Consider the following 15,841-nt stretch of genomic DNA (forward strand, 5'->3'; position numbering starts at 1 on the left):
GAGACAGTTTGAGTCACTTCATTCTTCCAGATAAAAGAAAGGACCGAACGTTTCCACGTTCAGTCCTCTTTGTCCCAGCCAAATATCCGTTCAGGTTCAAGCAATAATGCTTATCCGAACGGCATTATTCCTTAAGGGAAGCCTTTCTACGTTCTGGGCGATGGTAACTTGGCTAATTAAGCTTTAGAGTAAACATCGCGTTCACCCAACCAACGGTTAATGATCGCCTTGGCATTGTCTGGGTAGCTATCGTGAATATGACGAGCAATACGCTGCACTTCTGGGATTAAACGTTGGTCACGAATTAGATCGGCGATCTTGAAATCAGCCAAGCCAGTTTGTTTGGTACCAAGCAATTCACCGGGGCCACGAATCTCTAAATCACGCTGAGCAATCACAAAGCCATCGTTACTTTCACGTAGCACTCCTAGGCGTTTCTGAGCGGTTTTAGACAGCGGTGAGTGATACAACAATACACAATGACTTGCGACCGAACCTCGGCCAACACGGCCACGCAGTTGGTGCAGTTGCGCTAGGCCAAGACGTTCTGGGTTCTCGATGATCATTAAGCTCGAATTCGGTACATCCACACCGACTTCAATCACGGTTGTCGCAACCAATAGATGCAGCTTGTTCTCTTTGAACTCTCGCATCACCGCTTGTTTCTCGGCGGGTTTCATACGGCCATGGACTAAACCAATTTTTACGTCAGGCAGTTTGCGTTGCAGCTCTTCTGCGGTATCAGCTGCAGCTTGAGCTTCCAGTACTTCCGATTCATCAATCAGCGTACACACCCAGTAGGCTTGCTTGCCTTCATTGAGACAAGCATTTTTCACACGTTCAACAATGTCATCGCGCTTGGTATCAGGAATCGCTACGGTTTGAATTGGTGTTCGCCCCGGTGGCAGTTCATCAATAATCGAAGTTTCGAGGTCGGCATAGGCCGTCATTGCTAACGTTCGTGGGATTGGGGTAGCGGTCATGACCAACTGATGGGGGTAGTAGCCTTGCTTTGCGCCTTTCTCACGCAGTTCTAATCGCTGGTGGACGCCAAATCGGTGTTGCTCATCAATGATCACTAAACCAAGGTTTTTGAACTCGACATGCTCTTGGAACAGCGCATGAGTACCGACCACCATTTGCGCTTCGCCGCTGGCAATACGTGTTAGTTCCGTTTCACGAGCCTTACCTTTGAGTTTACCTGCCAGCCAACCGACTTGAATGCCCATCGCCTCAAACCAGTTAGCAAAGTTAATCGCGTGCTGTTCTGCCAATAGCTCGGTTGGTGCCATCAGTGCCACTTGTTGACCATGTTCGAGTGCGCGAACAGCTGCTAGTGCGGCGACTAAGGTTTTACCTGAACCTACATCACCCTGTACTAAACGCATCATAGGGTGTGGCTTTTCAAGGTCGGCTTCGATCTCTTTAGTCACCCTTACTTGAGCATTGGTTGGTGAAAACGGAAGTTGAGCTAACAACTTATCTTTGAGGGTGCTTACCGGAGGGAAAGGCATCGCTTTGTCTTGCTGCCCTTTACTACGAACAGACAGCATCGATAGGTTTTGCGCCAGTAGCTCTTCCATAATCAGGCGCAGCTGCGCAGGGTGTTTACCTTCATCAAACAGCTCTAGGTCAATGCCCGGAGGAGGCCTGTGAATGGTATGCAGTGCTTGCGCGAGTGTTATTTGGTGGTCGTATAAACCGGATGGGAGAAGTTCGTTAACTGCGGCCTTGTCGATTAACTCTAGAGCTTGATCGGTAAGATTACGCAGCGTGACTTGTCTTAGCCCTTCGGTGGTTGGGTACACCGGAGTCAGATTGGCTTCAACGTCTGGCTGCTGCCTCGGCGCAAAGAATTTGTAGTCAGGGTGGACGATCTCAAGCCCCATATTACCGCGCTTGATCTCACCATAAGCATGGACTTGTTTGCCTTCGGCAAAGTTATTCTTCATGCCTGCAGTGAAGTTGAAAAAACGTAGGGTAATAGTGCCATTACCATCACTGATCTTTACTGCGAGCATCTTACGTTTACCGAAAATGGTATCGACGTGCATTACCTTGCCTTGTACTGCTGCCCATAAACCAGCATGCAGTTTTACGATTGGATAGATACGCGTTCGATCTTCATAGCGCAAAGGTAGGTGAAACAGCAGGTCTTGTACATTGTTAAGCCCAACCTTCTCTAGTTTCTCTGCGACTTTAGCGCCGACTCCAGATAAAGAGTTGAGAGGGATAGCAGATAAAAGCTGTGACATAACAAGGCTCATAAACGTAAGAGAGATAATCTATTCAAGCATTTTACTGGATTTTTGTACAGGGTAAAGCTTAGAAGCAGATGAGGGATGAGAGTGAACGATATGCGAAGGTAATAAGAGCAGATGCGGGGTACGGGTAAACGAGATACGAAGAGATAAGAGTAGATTCGGGATGCGAGTAAGCTAGATGCGAAGGGAATAAGAGCAGATACGGGATGCGGGTAAACGAGATTCGAAGAGATAAGAGTAGATGCGGGATACGGGTGAACGAGATACGAAAAGATAAGGGCAGATACGAGGTGCGAGTAAACGGGGTACTAAAAGGGGATACAGAAAACAGGGCAGTACAAAAAATTAAAGCAGACTCGAAATACGAAGAGTTGAGGTGGTGAAAAGCTTTTGCTCTTCGCATCTCGAGACTCGTATCTCTCATCTGCTTTATTTATCTGCTTTTAAATCAGTTCTTACGACGTTTTACTTTCAGCGCGTGTGGCATCACACGTAGCTTTTTCATAATACTTGCAAGATGAACACGATCTTTGGTTGTCAGCAAGATAGTCACTGTGTACAGGCGTCCATCACGTTCTTCGGTTGAAATACCGTGAATGTTTGAGCCCGTTTTCGAGATAACGTTCGTTAACTCTGCTAGTGCACCTTGGTGGTTCTGGATGTCGATCTGAAGTTCAGCTGTGAACTCTTGATCGTAATCGTCAGACCATTCCACCGCCATGTATTTGTCTGGTTCTTTTTGGTAGCCACGAACGTTTGGACACGTTTCGCGGTGAACCACAAGACCACGACCGGGAGATACATGAGCAATGATGTGATCGCCTGGGATCGGGTGACAACAATTTGCAAAAGTCAGTAGTAGACCTTCAGCTCCGCGGATAGCTAGTTTCTTCCTAGGCGCATCGCTGTTGTTTTTCACTTCAGTCAGTTCGTCAGCATCACCCAGTAGGCGACGAGCAATGACGATACTCATCAGCTCGCCAAGACCAATCGATGCTAGCAAGTCTTCAACGCTTTCTAGGCGTAAGTCAGACAATACATGCTCGAGGTTCTCTTGGCCGATATCGGCAATAGAGTGTTCACCAAGTGCGTGATTCAGTAGACGACGGCCTAGTGTAATCGACTCTTCACGACGCATGGTCTTCAGAACCTGACGGATCTTAGTACGAGCGCGTGAGGTCACCACGTAGTTGAGCCATGCAGCATTTGGACGTGCGCCCGGAGCACTGATGATCTCAATGGTTTGACCGTTCTTCAGCGATTTACTGAGTGGGTAAGGGTTCATGTCGACACGAGCACCTACACACATGTTGCCCACATCGGTATGTACCGCGTAAGCAAAATCGACCGCTGTTGCACCCGCAGGAAGTTCGACGATGCGACCTTTCGGCGTGAACACGAAGATCTCATCTGGGAACAGATCAGATTTAACGTTTTCAATGAATTCGAATGAGTTACCTGCGCTTTGTTGCAGCTCAAGTAAGCTCTGCATCCAACGCTGTGCTTTAACCTGTGCGGTTGTCCCATTGCTACTACGTGAGCCACTGCCTTTGTAAGACCAGTGCGCCGCGACGCCTTTATCGGCCATTTGCTCCATATCTTCGGTACGGATCTGAACCTCTACAGGTACCCCGTGAGGGCCGATCATTGACGTATGAAGAGATTGGTAGCCGTTGGCTTTTGGTACCGCAATGTAATCTTTCATGCGGCCCGGACGTGGCTTGTACAAGCTGTGAGCCTGGCCAAGTGCGCGATAACAAGTGTCTGGGGTATCAACCACTACGCGGAAAGCGTAGATATCCATAATGGTGTGAAAGCGCTGTTCTTTGGTTTTCATCTTGTTATAGATTGAGAACAAGTTCTTTTCACGACCTACGACGCGAGCAGACAAACCGACTTCTTCAAGACGGCCTTCAATTTCGCTATGGATACGTTGGATCATTTCCTTACGGTTACCACGCGCAGCTTTCACTACATTTCTGAGTACGCGATAACGGTTAGGGTAGAGGGCTTCGAAGCCCAACTCTTCTAGTTCGGTCTTGATGTTATGAATACCAAGACGGTGAGCTAACGGAGAATAGATCTCTAAAGTTTCACGAGCAATACGACGCTTTTTGTCAGGACGAAGTGCCCCAAGCGTACGCATGTTGTGAGTACGGTCAGCTAATTTGATCAAGATAACGCGGATGTCTTGCACCATGGCGAGAACCATCTTACGGAAGTTCTCTGCTTGCGCTTCTTTGCGATCACGAAATTTAAGCTTATCCAGCTTAGATACACCATCAACCAGTTCAGCAACGGTATTGCCGAATTGAGCTTCTAGCTCCTCTTTTGTAACTTCAGTATCTTCAATTACATCGTGGAGTAGTGCGGCTTGCAGAGTTTCGATATCCAGACGCATTTCTGCCAGGATTCTTGAAACAGCAACAGGGTGGATTATGTATGGTTCACCCGTTGAACGGGTTTGCCCTTCATGGGCATTTCTCGCTACCACATAAGATTGACGCAGAGCCTCAATTTGAGGCTCTGTTAGGTATTCTTGGGCAACGTCTTTGAGGCTATCGAATAGATACAAATTAAAGGCCCGGAAGGTTAATTAGTTCGAATGACGTTGATTCTATCAGCGAGTGTGAGCGATGCTGCTTACTGCTGCAAGTTCAGCCGCTTCTTGCTCTTGTTGCTCTTGACGCTCACGAGCATCTAGTACGTCTTTAGTGATAAGACCTTCTTCGATTTCGCGAAGAGCGATAACCGTAGGCTTATCGTTTTCTTCAGGCACTAGTGAATCTTTGCCGCCAGTTTGCATTTGACGTGCGCGGCGAGCCGAAATAAGAACTAGGTCGAAACGGTTGCCAACTTTTTCAACAGCGTCTTGAACAGTTACGCGTGCCATGAGGACTCCAAATAGTAATTAACTAATAAATTTTATATGACGAGAAAGTATACAAGTTTAACTAGAGACTTTCTAGCTCACCGTATACTTATCTCAATGGAAAATCCAGTTATACCAATCACAGTAAATAAGTGCTCAGAGATAGCGCCGGAAAAAAGTTTGAGAACAAGGCAGCTCTAATCGACAAAGAGTTTCGATAAGTAGCTGTTCTATAATCAAAAATTTTAACGCCGTTATCGAGCTTTTTAACAAGCTAGAATGACCAGTTATTTACTACGGTTGGTATCAGAGATCATTCCGCCAGTAGTGCTGTAAGCATGCCGCTGTATTTAGCTGCTTGCTTATCTTCTTTTAAGCGCTCCGCACGAATGATTGCTCTGAAGTCCATTAAGGCTGCATCAAAGTCATCATTCACGATCACATAATCGTATTCTGCATAGTGAGAAATCTCAGATTTTGCTTCGCTCATGCGTTTCGCAATAACTTCGTCGCTATCTTGACCGCGAACATTCAAACGACGCTCTAGCTCACCATTTGATGGTGGAAGAATGAAGACACTCTTCGCTTGAGGCATTTGTTCACGGATCTGACGAGCACCTTGCCAGTCGATATCTAGGAATACATCGATACCGCGGTTTAGGTTTTCTTCAATCCAAACACGTGAAGTGCCGTAGTAGTTGCCGAACACTTCAGCGTACTCTAGGAACTCACCTTTCTTAATCAGGTCTTCAAAGTGATGTTTCTCTACGAAGTGGTAGTGAACACCATTCTCTTCACCAGGGCGCATACCGCGAGTGGTGTGTGAAACAGATACCTTCATTGCGTAGGTTGGATTGGTTTCCAGCATTGCTGAGATCAAGCTCGATTTACCTGCGCCACTAGGTGCAGATACGATGTAAAGAGTACCTATGCCCATCTGTATATTTCCACTGTTGGTTGGATTGAGTGAAGGCGATAAACCGACACTATAAAAGATAGCACTGACCCTAATTTTGTTCCGGTGGTGCATCTACTAATTGTTCCGGTGGTTACATCTATAAAGAGATAACGAGTGAAACTAATAGGTGCAACTGGTGAAAATTAGGTCAGAAAAATGGAGGCGAAGAGTAGCATATTTAGATGATTGAGAACAACTGGCTTGATCGTTATTTATCAGCGAATGATCTTTTCAAGGATCTTTGTATAACTGCAATGACTCGTTATCTTCACTTTTTTATGTGATCTCGACAAAATTTGTTGAAGTTTTAATCTCAATCCTTACAATCCGCGCAAACGATTAAATGCTGTATATATCTAGTGATATGGACTAGATGTTTCTACTACCGAGCCTACCTTGGTGACTACAGTTTTTAGTGTAGAGACCCCTCTATTCTCACAGCATTTGAATCTCAAATTTCTTAATTTATTACATAGGTTTTGTTGTGAATACCGACTCCACCCTGAAAGCCCAGAAAACGTCTGGCTCGCTTGATACCCTGTTCAAACTCTCAGAGAGAAAGACCACGATCAGCACTGAGCTATACGCAGGTTTTATTACCTTCTTAGCGATGAGTTATATCTTGGCGGTTAACCCAGCAATTCTGGGGGGCATCCCGGGGATGGACAAAGGGGCAGTCTTTACGGCTACCGCTCTTTCTGCTGCTATCGCAACGCTTATCATGGGTATTTGGGGTAACTACCCAGTCATGCTGGCTCCGGGCATGAGTATGAACGGATTCTTCAAAGGTCTACTGTTAAGCGGTTCTGTGGCGGTACTTTGGAATGAAGCGCTATTTGGTATCTTCCTATCCGGTATCCTTTATCTCGCTTTCTCGTTGACCAATATCCGTAAGTCGATGATTGAATCAATTCCTGAAGATTTGAAGCTAGCGATTACCGTATCTCTCGGCTTATTCATTGCTTTCTTAGGCCTTAAGAATGCAGGCATCATTGTTTCTAACCCGTTTGTACTGGTTGGCTTAGGTGACATCTCAGACCCACAAGTGGTTATCGCTTATGTGAGTATCTTCATCGCTCTGGGCTGTATGGTTCGTGACATTAAGCTGGCAACGTTTATCTCGTTTGTTTCAGCGATTGCATTGACGATTTTGGCTGATGTGTTCTTAGGTACATCAAACGCACCAATCCCAGACCAATTCGTTTCTATGCCACCAAGTATGGCGGGCAGCTTCGGTGCGATCTTTGATTTCTCAGCTTTCACCCCTGAGAAAATGTTCGATTTGTTGTTCATCGTACTTATCTTCCTGATTGTCGATTTCTTCGATGGCTTGAGCACGATTGTTGGTGTGGGCCGCGATGCGGGCATCATCGATAAAGACGGTAAGGTGCCAAATGCAAAATCGGCACTAGTGGCAGATGCAGGCGGTACGGTGATTGGTTCGATTCTCGGTACCACATCGATCACTGCGTTCTCTGAATCGGGTATTGCTTCTTCTCAAGGTGCGAAAACAGGCTTAGCGGCAGTTATGGTGGCTGGCTTATTCCTTGTTTCTCTATTCCTATACCCAATCTTCTCTATCTTCTCAGCGGCAATGGTCGCGCCTGCGATGGTAGTGGTAGGCATCTACATGGTGGGTCGTCTTGGTCAGATTAACTGGGAAAAGAAAGAGTCACGCATTGCAGCTTTCTTCACCATCATGTTCACCGTTCTAAGCTTCTCTCCAGCAAACGGTATGGCGATGGGCTTCATCAGCTACGCATTCACGATGGTTGTGGCAGGTAAGCGCAAAGAAGTACATCCGCTTATCTACGGCTTGTGTGTGGTGTTCTTAACTTACCTGATTCTTCTTTAAGGCTAATTAGCCACCACCAATTAGCCACTATAAAAGTCGCTAAGTAAAAGACAAACAGATGGCTCTGCAGTAAATGTGGGGCCATTTTTTTATCTGTTGTTTCTTAAATTTATGCTCGTTTTTGCTGAACGTTGAGTTCAACTTACCGCCATTCTGCTGATGTTCATCTAAAAAGGGCGACCGTGGTCGCCTCTTTACGTTTACTAGCCAACGAAGTGTTCGTTATCAGAATTTGTACGTTGCGCCAGCGTAGAAGCTACCAAGCTGGACGGTCACATCATTGTATAACCAGTTGCCAGTATCAACGTTGAAGGTATCAACTTCGTAAGCCACACGGAAGTTTAAGTTCTCAAGGCTTGCTGGTGTGTATTCTACACCTGCACCCAAACGCAATGCTGTTTCATCTTCGCTACCATAGCCATCAACATCAAATGAAAGCTGCGTTAGACCTATGGTACCAAATGGACGCCAACCGCTATCAAAGGTGTAGCCAAGGTTTGCAGCAATCGATATGCCTGCTGTCTCGATAGCATAACCTGACAAGCCTGGTGCTGTTATATTACTGTATTTGGTGAACTGTGTTTCAACGCCAACAATGCGGTTAAATTGATAGCCACCAATCAACTTAAGCGTTGAGTATTTTGTTTCTAGTGTAGAGAACGCGGCATCGTCATCGTAAGTTGTGGTACCAAAACCACCACCTAGGTAAAAGCCAGATACGTCTTTCTCAACTGCTTGCTCTTGGGCACCGGCAAAGGCAGAAAATGCTGCCAGAAGGATCACTGCTTTTTTCATTAGATTCATCTCATCGGGGATAAAAAGTGGTGTGCATTATGTGTTCAATGGCAATATAAAACTAAAGATGGAATTCATATAAACTTCATGAGTTGTCGGTTTATTGATGGTTTTCCTTTTATATGTTTTTATCTTTATTACATAATTCATTGATATATTTGATGTTGTATTTTTTCTGTAGGAACTTTTGCTTTAGGTAGATGGATTGTACTCAATGCTTACGCAGTTGACTTGGTAATGGTAGGATCCAGTTCTTCACGCGTGTGTTTTTTTGGTTACGTGAGCCCTAATTTCGGTAATAGTGAGTGTATGCATAGAGTCTGTTTTTCCAATTTGATTCTCGATCCAACGACTCTAACCTTATCGAATGTCGATGGTGAATGTATTCAATTACGCCCGCTTCCATATGCAGTGTTGAGCTTGTTACTTGAAAACCAGGGTGCTCACGTTACTCGTGAACGACTATTTGAAACGTGTTGGGGGGGCGCATTAGTCACTGACCAAGCGATCACTAATGTCATTTCAGGTTTAAGGAAAAACTTCGAGCAGTTGGGCGCGCGCGATGTCACCTTGAAAACAGTCAGCAAAATTGGCTATGTTCTGAACATCCACAGTGGCAAAGAGCCGATTAAGAAAATAGGAAACCGAGCAATTCGGGTTAGCCAAGAGCAAGAAATCGTCTTAGAAGAGGTGGGCCTTAAGCTTGCCCCTACCTTGAAAATGAACATGTATTCTTGGCATGGGTTTGTAACGGTATTGCTGCTAGCCTGTTTGGTGTTCGTTTTTTTTACTAAGCCTTTTATCCGAAAGCCACAGTTTCTCCAGCCTAGTGAGTATCAACATTTTCAGATTGGCGTGACCGATTTTTATCTTTATGACAGTGCTTATTTAATAAGTGACGGTCGACTGCTCGCATATGAGTTAGCGACTCAATCGTTTCCAACTTGTCATGCGGATATGTATCTGCGAATCGCAGAGTCTGCTTATGACGACGACGTTTATATGATTAAAACTTTTGCATTTGCGAAACACGGCAGCAAGAACGCAAGCTACGTGAATCATTCGGTGAGTATTGATGAAATATCAGAGACGGTGGTGAAAGCAATTAGGAGGGCTCGAGCAATATGCGGATAAAATCGATCATCGTTTTCAATATTGCGCTTGCTACCTGTGTCATCGGTGTGGCGTTGTATCAGTGGAAGTTTGATCAACAACAGTTAGCGGGTAGTCGTTGGGCATGTGTTCAGCTTGATGAGGGGTTTGTTTCGCAAGGGTATCGTCACTATCAAGAGATCGCTGATCGCTCTATTTTAGAGTTTACCTCAAATGACAGTTTGCTGATTTTCCAGAAAGGTTATGTTCAGACACTTGTCGGAGAAACCAAGCCCTACGAAGTCTATTATGAAGCAAATTACATTGCTGAGAATGGTCTCCTATCGGTTGCCTATCAACATATCGACTGGAACCTAAAGCCAACTGACAATGAGATCTTTGTTCGCGACATGGATGCTCTGGTAAGAGCTAAAATTGAACTGATGTATAAAGTGAAAGGTGACCAGTTGTTTTTGTTCAGTAAAGGGCATGCAGAAGAGAGGAATCATATCTGCTATTCCAAATGACGATTTTGAATCATAGTCACTCCGACATCAGCGTGTACTATTATGACACTTTCAAACTTAGGTACTTAACTTAATTGAGTTATTTTTAGTTGTTTTGGTTTTGGTTTTGGTTTGTATAAAGAAGTACACCCGCTTATCTACGGCCTGTGTGTGGTGTTCTTAACTTACCTGATTCTGCTTTAAGGCTAATTAACCACTACCAATTAGCCACTATAAAAGTCGCTAAGTAAAAGACAAACAGATGGCTCTGCAGTGAATGTGGGGCCATTTTTGTATCTGTTATTTCTTACCTTTGCTTCTTCCTGGTGGTTACCGATGAATTGATAGCGTTATCCCCAAGTCGATGCTTTGACAGTACGCGACTTATATTGATGCATGCTATTGTAGAGACTGGATTAATTATTTTTTGAAGAGTGACTATGCCTTCTAACTTACCTAAATCTTTTAGTAAGCCGTTTTTAAAAGTATTCCACATTATGGAAGCGGTATTGCTGGTGGCGATCACACTGGCGACCTTGTTTGCGATGGTCGAAGAGTTCATGCATGTCTTCGCTGAACGCCGAGTGCAATTGACCGACATTCTGCTGATGTTTATCTATTTAGAAGTGTTGGCAATGGTTCAGCAGTTTGTGATGAACGGTAAGATCCCAGTGCGATACCCAATCTACATCGCGATGATGGCAATTGCTCGTTACATCACTTTGGGCATGAAAGAACTTGATGCGGTATTGATCGTTTGGTTATCTTTAGCGGCATTTATCTTGGCCGCAGCAACACTCTTGATTCGTGTTGGGCACCATTATTGGCCATATGTCGATTTAAGAACCAAGCAGCCGGATGAGTAAATCAATCAGGTTATAAGTTAATAAGAGCCCAGCCATGTTGCTGGGTTTTTTATTGCTCTTAATGTGTCTAAAAGACATAAAGATGTCTATTTTGTTATGTTTATTGCGTTGTCAATAAGACTCTTAGTGTTGTTTTTTCCTTGCTGTATAAGGCTTTGTGTCTTGGCATGAATGTTGATTAGTAAGTATTAGACTCATATAAGGAACACGCTATGCATTTTGAAAGCACTCATTATAAACCTGAAATATTCTCCGAAAAGGTTGCACTTCTTGTTACTCGACTTCTCAAAAAGACACTTAACTTGTTTTATGGAAAACACTTAGCCAAACGAGCCATGTTGTTGGAAACCATAGCGGCGGTGCCGGGCATGGTGGCGGGAGTGTTCAACCACCTCAAAGCTCTGCGCCGCATGAAAGACGATGGTGGTTGGATCAAAGAGCTACTGGACGAAGCGGATAATGAACGGATGCATTTGATGATTTTCCTTACCGTTACCAACCCGTCCATTATAGAACGCATTTTAGTGATGCTATTACAGTTCATCTTTCTACTCATCTATGGCGTGATCTACTTAGTCTCATCTAAAACCGCGCATAGGATCGTTGGGTATTTTGAAGAGGAAGCTTGTAATAGTTACTCCGAATATATCTCGAAAATTCAAGATGGCACGTTGCCCAATCATCCCGCTCCTGAAATTGCGATTAAATATTATCGCTTACCCGAGAATGCTACGTTTTTGGATGTGCTTTTCTGCATTAGGGAAGATGAAGCTAAACATAGAGATAAGAATCACGACATTGCCGATCTCTATAAAACCCAAGACTTACCCGATCATCAGTGCTAATCATCAAAAAGACATAATTATGACAAATAAAGCTCAACAACCAGAAAATAAGGTCGTCTTAATTACTGGTTCAAACCTGGGATGGGGTTGAGCTTTTCTATGGATACTAGAAATACGGACTTACCTGAGGGGGAGTGCTTAGAAAGTCGTACTATGAGTAAATTTCTTAAGATCAAAGCGTTATAAATGAGCTTAATGGCGTAGTAGGGCTGTAATTTAAGCCAACCGAACAAAAAAACATCAATTATTTTCAAATAAAGCTTTACAACCCGACCCAGATCACCAAGAATGGCCTCGCTCTGTTTTCAGAGTTATTAAATGAAACATCAGTTGTAAAGTAAAACCCTTAGTATTGCTTCATTGTTATTCTCAGTGTTTCCCTTGGCTTCATAGATACATTAAATAATTCAAGCTTTCAGCGCATCGCACTTTTGGCGATTAATTTTTTATTTTTATATAAGGGACACATCATGTCTAACAAAACAAACGGCGTAGTAAAATGGTTTAACGAAGAGAAAGGTTTCGGTTTCCTAACTCAAGACAACGGCGGCGCTGACGTATTCGTTCACTTCCGTGCTATCGCTTCTGAAGGTTTCAAGACTCTTAAAGAAGGCCAACAAGTGTCTTTCGAAGTAGAGCAAGGCCAAAAAGGTCTTCAAGCTGCAAACGTTGTAGCTCTATAAGATTTTAAGTCGACGCAAGTTGCATTAGCAACTTGCGTCACTTTCTCCCTTAAATCTTTCCCCTCTAGTTCCACCTGTAATACCCCCTCAAAATATTCTAAAATCCTTTGTTATATCTGCTTCTCTGTTTTATCTATAGCTGTATCTATCTCTTGATCCAAACAAATCTCCTGCGTAACAACCTGCTCAACTTACTCATCCTGATTGTCATTATTGTATCCATAAAAAAAGCCCCTAAAACTAGGAGCTTATCTTGATCTAATCAACACTGTTAGTTAATCAACACTGATTCAGCTAATGGCTATTCACAGCGTGTTACTGACAAACTGTTATTCAATGTTCTGGATCTGCTCACGCATCTGTTCGATAAGAACTTTAAGCTCTACGCCTGATGCTGTTATGTCTGTGCTGATAGACTTAGACGCTAGTGTGTTTGACTCACGGTTGAACTCTTGCATCATGAAGTCTAGCTTACGGCCACAAGCGCCACCTTTCTTCAGTACGACATTTGCTTCTTTCACGTGAGAGTCTAAACGGTCTAGCTCTTCTGCTACGTCTGACTTCTGCGCAAGTAGGATAAGTTCTTGCTCAACACGAGAACCTTCAAGTTCAATTTTAGCATCTTCAAATTTGGTAAGAAGACGCTCACGTTGCCACTCTAGGATCTCAGGCATACGTGCACGAACTTTCACTACTTCTTCAGTGATTGCATCTAAGCGCTGTACGATTAGCGCCTTCATGTTCTCACCTTCACGAGCACGAGCATCAATGAACTCTGCGATGGCATCGTTGAATGCTTCTAGCAGGTCTTTGTTGATGGCATCCATGTCTTGCTCTGGCGTTTCCATCACACCAGGCCAATTCATGACTTGGAATGGGTTCAAACGGCTGTCTTCGCCAGTCATCGTCATTACTTGGTTCGCCGCATTGATTACTTGCTGAGCCAAACCTTCGTTTATGCTTAGCTCACCTTTTGCTGCTGGGTTTGCTTCGAAGCGTAGGTTACATTCAACCTTGCCGCGAGCTAGACGCTTACGGAAACGCTCACGCAAGATCGGCTCTAAACCACGGAACTGTTCAGGCATACGGAAGTAAGTTTCAAGGTAGCGTTGGTTTACACTACGGATTTCCCATACTGCTGTACCCCAATCGCCTTTTACTTCTTTGCGTGCGTACGCGGTCATACTATAAATCATCGAATTTTCCTGTCTTTTATCATTCTGAAAATAACGCGCACGCATAGTATCACGATACGGGGTGCACCCGAAGCCTGTCGCTTTTCCGCGATAAATAGCCTTTCACGGTAGGTATCTTTGAGTCGTAAGTCGCTTTAAGTCGTAAGTCGCTTTGAATGGTAAATAGATTTGAAAGATAAACTGCTATATAATCTTGCCCCAATCAAAACTGTCTCACCCCTTTCTTAGGTGATGCACTCTTTCGATAGTAAATCACTTCAGACTGTTAATAAGGTAGATACCAATGCGTCCAAATGACCGCGCTGTAGATCAAATTCGTCCAATTAAAATTACTCGTAACTACACAGCTTATGCTGAAGGTTCTGTATTAGTTGAGTTCGGCAACACTAAAGTTCTATGTAATGCGACGGTAGAAGAAAACGTACCGCGTTGGTTAAAAGGCCAAGGAAAGGGTTGGGTAACGGCTGAATACGGCATGCTGCCACGTGCAACGCACACTCGTAACCGTCGTGAAGCGGCGAGCGGCAAGCAAGGTGGTCGTACGATGGAAATCCAACGTCTGATCGCTCGCAGCCTACGTGCTGTTGTTGACCTGAAAGTAATGGGTGAAATCATGATCACTGTCGATTGTGATGTTATCCAAGCAGACGGCGGTACTCGTACTGCTTCTATCTCAGGTGCAAGCGTTGCAATGGCTGATGCTATCAACAGCTTACTTGCAAGCGGTAAACTGAAAAAGAACCCAATGAAAGGCCACGTAGCGGCAGTTTCAGTGGGCATCGTTGGTGCACAAGCACTGTGTGACCTTGAGTACGTTGAAGACTCAGCAGCTGATACCGACATGAACGTTGTAATGACGGAAGACGGTAAGATGATTGAGATTCAAGGCACCGCAGAAGGCGAACCGTTCAGCCACGAAGAGCTGATGCAGCTTTTAGCCCTGGCGAATAAGGGCATTACCGATATCGTCGAAGCGCAGAAAGCTGCGTTGGCCGACTAGTTTCTAGATAGCTCCCACATTGGGGGCTATTTTTTTATCTTCTTCGTATTCGCGCCCTCCGCGTTGTTAACTGCGCTTACTCACCCGAATCACTTACTACTCGTAAGCTCACGGGTTTCGTAAGCTTGTTGCCTAGCGGAAAACACGACTACTTAGAAGATACTAAGAAGAGTTTAAGTTAATTAAGTTTTATTGGATAAACGTAGAGGAAAAACATGAAAGCATATCAACGTGAATTTATTGAATTTGCACTAGAGAAAGAAGTACTTAAGTTTGGTGAGTTTACTTTAAAGTCTGGCCGTAAGAGCCCTTACTTCTTCAATGCTGGATTGTTTAATACAGGTCGTGACTTAGCGCGTTTAGGTCGCTTCTACGCAGCAGCATTGGCAGATTCAGGTATTGAGTTCGACGTACTATTTGGTCCTGCGTACAAAGGCATCCCAATTGCAACGACAACAGCGGTTGCACTTGCTGATCACCACGATGTGGACACGCCTTACTGCTTCAACCGTAAAGAAGCGAAGAACCACGGTGAAGGTGGCAACCTAGTGGGTAGCGAACTTGAAGGTCGCATCATGCTAGTGGATGACGTGATCACTGCAGGTACTGCGATTCGTGAGTCGATGGAAATCATCCAAGCAAACGGTGCTGACTTAGCGGGTGTGCTTGTTGCTATCGACCGTCAAGAGAAAGGCAAAGGTGAGTTGTCTGCGATTCAAGAAGTAGAGCGTGACTTCGGTTGTGCGATTATCTCAATCGTTAGCCTGACTGACCTTGTGACTTTCCTTGAAGAGAAAGGCACCGACGCAGCACATCTTGAATCTGTAAAAGCGTACCGCGCTCAATATGGTATCTAATTCGTAAACTGAAGAAGTTGAACCTGATGGTTTAGCGCTCTAGGTTAAGAAT

14 protein-coding genes and 1 riboswitch are annotated in these 15,841 nt (G+C 44.5%); of the genes, 8 read left to right on the forward strand and 6 right to left on the reverse strand.

Going from position 1 to position 15,841, the window contains the following annotated elements; translation table 11 throughout:
- Window positions 1-176: 176 nt before the first annotated feature.
- The 4 genes from recG to gmk form a co-directional block, all read right to left on the reverse strand.
- On the reverse strand, window positions 177-2,255 hold the full coding sequence (gene recG, locus L3V36_RS19265) for an ATP-dependent DNA helicase RecG (RefSeq protein WP_208775528.1): 2,079 nt from the start codon (window positions 2,253-2,255) through the stop codon (window positions 177-179).
- Between the two features lie 457 nt (window positions 2,256-2,712).
- On the reverse strand, window positions 2,713-4,839 hold the full coding sequence (spoT, locus tag L3V36_RS19270; RefSeq protein ID WP_004735646.1) for a bifunctional GTP diphosphokinase/guanosine-3',5'-bis pyrophosphate 3'-pyrophosphohydrolase: 2,127 nt from the start codon (window positions 4,837-4,839) through the stop codon (window positions 2,713-2,715).
- 45 nt (window positions 4,840-4,884) lie between these two features.
- Window positions 4,885-5,157 carry a DNA-directed RNA polymerase subunit omega gene (gene rpoZ, locus L3V36_RS19275; RefSeq protein ID WP_004735648.1) on the reverse strand — a complete coding sequence of 91 codons (273 nt, stop codon included), beginning with the start codon at window positions 5,155-5,157 and terminating at the stop codon, window positions 4,885-4,887.
- Window positions 5,158-5,449: 292 nt separating this feature from the next.
- Entirely contained in the window at window positions 5,450-6,073 is a 624-nt protein-coding gene (gene gmk, locus L3V36_RS19280; RefSeq protein WP_004735650.1) for a guanylate kinase, read from the reverse strand.
- A gap of 347 nt (window positions 6,074-6,420) precedes the next feature.
- A riboswitch (purine riboswitch) is annotated at window positions 6,421-6,520 on the forward strand.
- 58 nt (window positions 6,521-6,578) lie between these two features.
- Here gmk and L3V36_RS19285 point away from each other — a divergent pair.
- Window positions 6,579-7,949 carry an NCS2 family permease gene (locus L3V36_RS19285; protein WP_065106070.1) on the forward strand — a complete coding sequence of 457 codons (1,371 nt, stop codon included), beginning with the start codon at window positions 6,579-6,581 and terminating at the stop codon, window positions 7,947-7,949.
- 225 nt (window positions 7,950-8,174) lie between these two features.
- On the opposite strand, the gene L3V36_RS19290 is transcribed toward L3V36_RS19285, so the two are convergent.
- Window positions 8,175-8,744, reverse strand: coding sequence for a porin family protein (locus L3V36_RS19290; protein ID WP_017086946.1), 570 nt, complete (start codon window positions 8,742-8,744; stop codon window positions 8,175-8,177).
- A 309-nt stretch (window positions 8,745-9,053) separates the two neighbouring features.
- Between L3V36_RS19290 and L3V36_RS19295 the strand changes: the two genes are divergently transcribed.
- The 5 genes from L3V36_RS19295 (at window position 9,054) to L3V36_RS19315 (ending at window position 12,736) form a co-directional block, all read left to right on the forward strand.
- The gene (locus tag L3V36_RS19295) at window positions 9,054-9,878 is read left to right on the forward strand and encodes a winged helix-turn-helix domain-containing protein (protein WP_017079066.1); all 825 of its coding nucleotides are present in this window, start codon (window positions 9,054-9,056) and stop codon (window positions 9,876-9,878) included.
- Entirely contained in the window at window positions 9,869-10,363 is a 495-nt protein-coding gene (locus tag L3V36_RS19300) for a hypothetical protein (protein WP_208775530.1), read from the forward strand. The genes L3V36_RS19295 and L3V36_RS19300 overlap by 10 nt, the downstream gene beginning before the upstream one ends.
- 419 nt (window positions 10,364-10,782) lie before the next feature.
- Entirely contained in the window at window positions 10,783-11,208 is a 426-nt protein-coding gene (locus L3V36_RS19305) for a phosphate-starvation-inducible PsiE family protein (RefSeq protein ID WP_017079068.1), read from the forward strand.
- A 212-nt stretch (window positions 11,209-11,420) separates the two neighbouring features.
- Window positions 11,421-12,053, forward strand: coding sequence for an alternative oxidase (locus tag L3V36_RS19310; protein WP_017093622.1), 633 nt, complete (start codon window positions 11,421-11,423; stop codon window positions 12,051-12,053).
- A 470-nt stretch (window positions 12,054-12,523) separates the two neighbouring features.
- Window positions 12,524-12,736: a cold-shock protein gene (locus tag L3V36_RS19315; protein WP_004735656.1), complete on the forward strand. Its 213-nt coding sequence runs from the start codon at window positions 12,524-12,526 to the stop codon at window positions 12,734-12,736.
- A gap of 329 nt (window positions 12,737-13,065) precedes the next feature.
- Here L3V36_RS19315 and L3V36_RS19320 read toward each other — a convergent pair whose 3' ends face one another.
- Window positions 13,066-13,932 carry a YicC/YloC family endoribonuclease gene (locus tag L3V36_RS19320; RefSeq protein WP_004735725.1) on the reverse strand — a complete coding sequence of 289 codons (867 nt, stop codon included), beginning with the start codon at window positions 13,930-13,932 and terminating at the stop codon, window positions 13,066-13,068.
- Between the two features lie 283 nt (window positions 13,933-14,215).
- On the opposite strand from L3V36_RS19320, the gene rph reads away from it, so the two are divergent.
- Both rph and pyrE read left to right on the forward strand, forming a co-directional pair.
- On the forward strand, window positions 14,216-14,932 hold the full coding sequence (rph, locus tag L3V36_RS19325) for a ribonuclease PH (protein ID WP_004735726.1): 717 nt from the start codon (window positions 14,216-14,218) through the stop codon (window positions 14,930-14,932).
- 215 nt (window positions 14,933-15,147) lie between these two features.
- Window positions 15,148-15,789 (forward strand): orotate phosphoribosyltransferase, encoded by a 642-nt coding sequence (pyrE, locus tag L3V36_RS19330; protein ID WP_004735727.1) that lies wholly within the window; start codon window positions 15,148-15,150, stop codon window positions 15,787-15,789.
- Window positions 15,790-15,841: the final 52 nt, after the last annotated feature.

It is taken from the genome of Vibrio sp. G-C-1, assembly GCF_021728015.1.
Taxonomy (GTDB): Bacteria; Pseudomonadota; Gammaproteobacteria; order Enterobacterales; family Vibrionaceae; genus Vibrio; species Vibrio splendidus.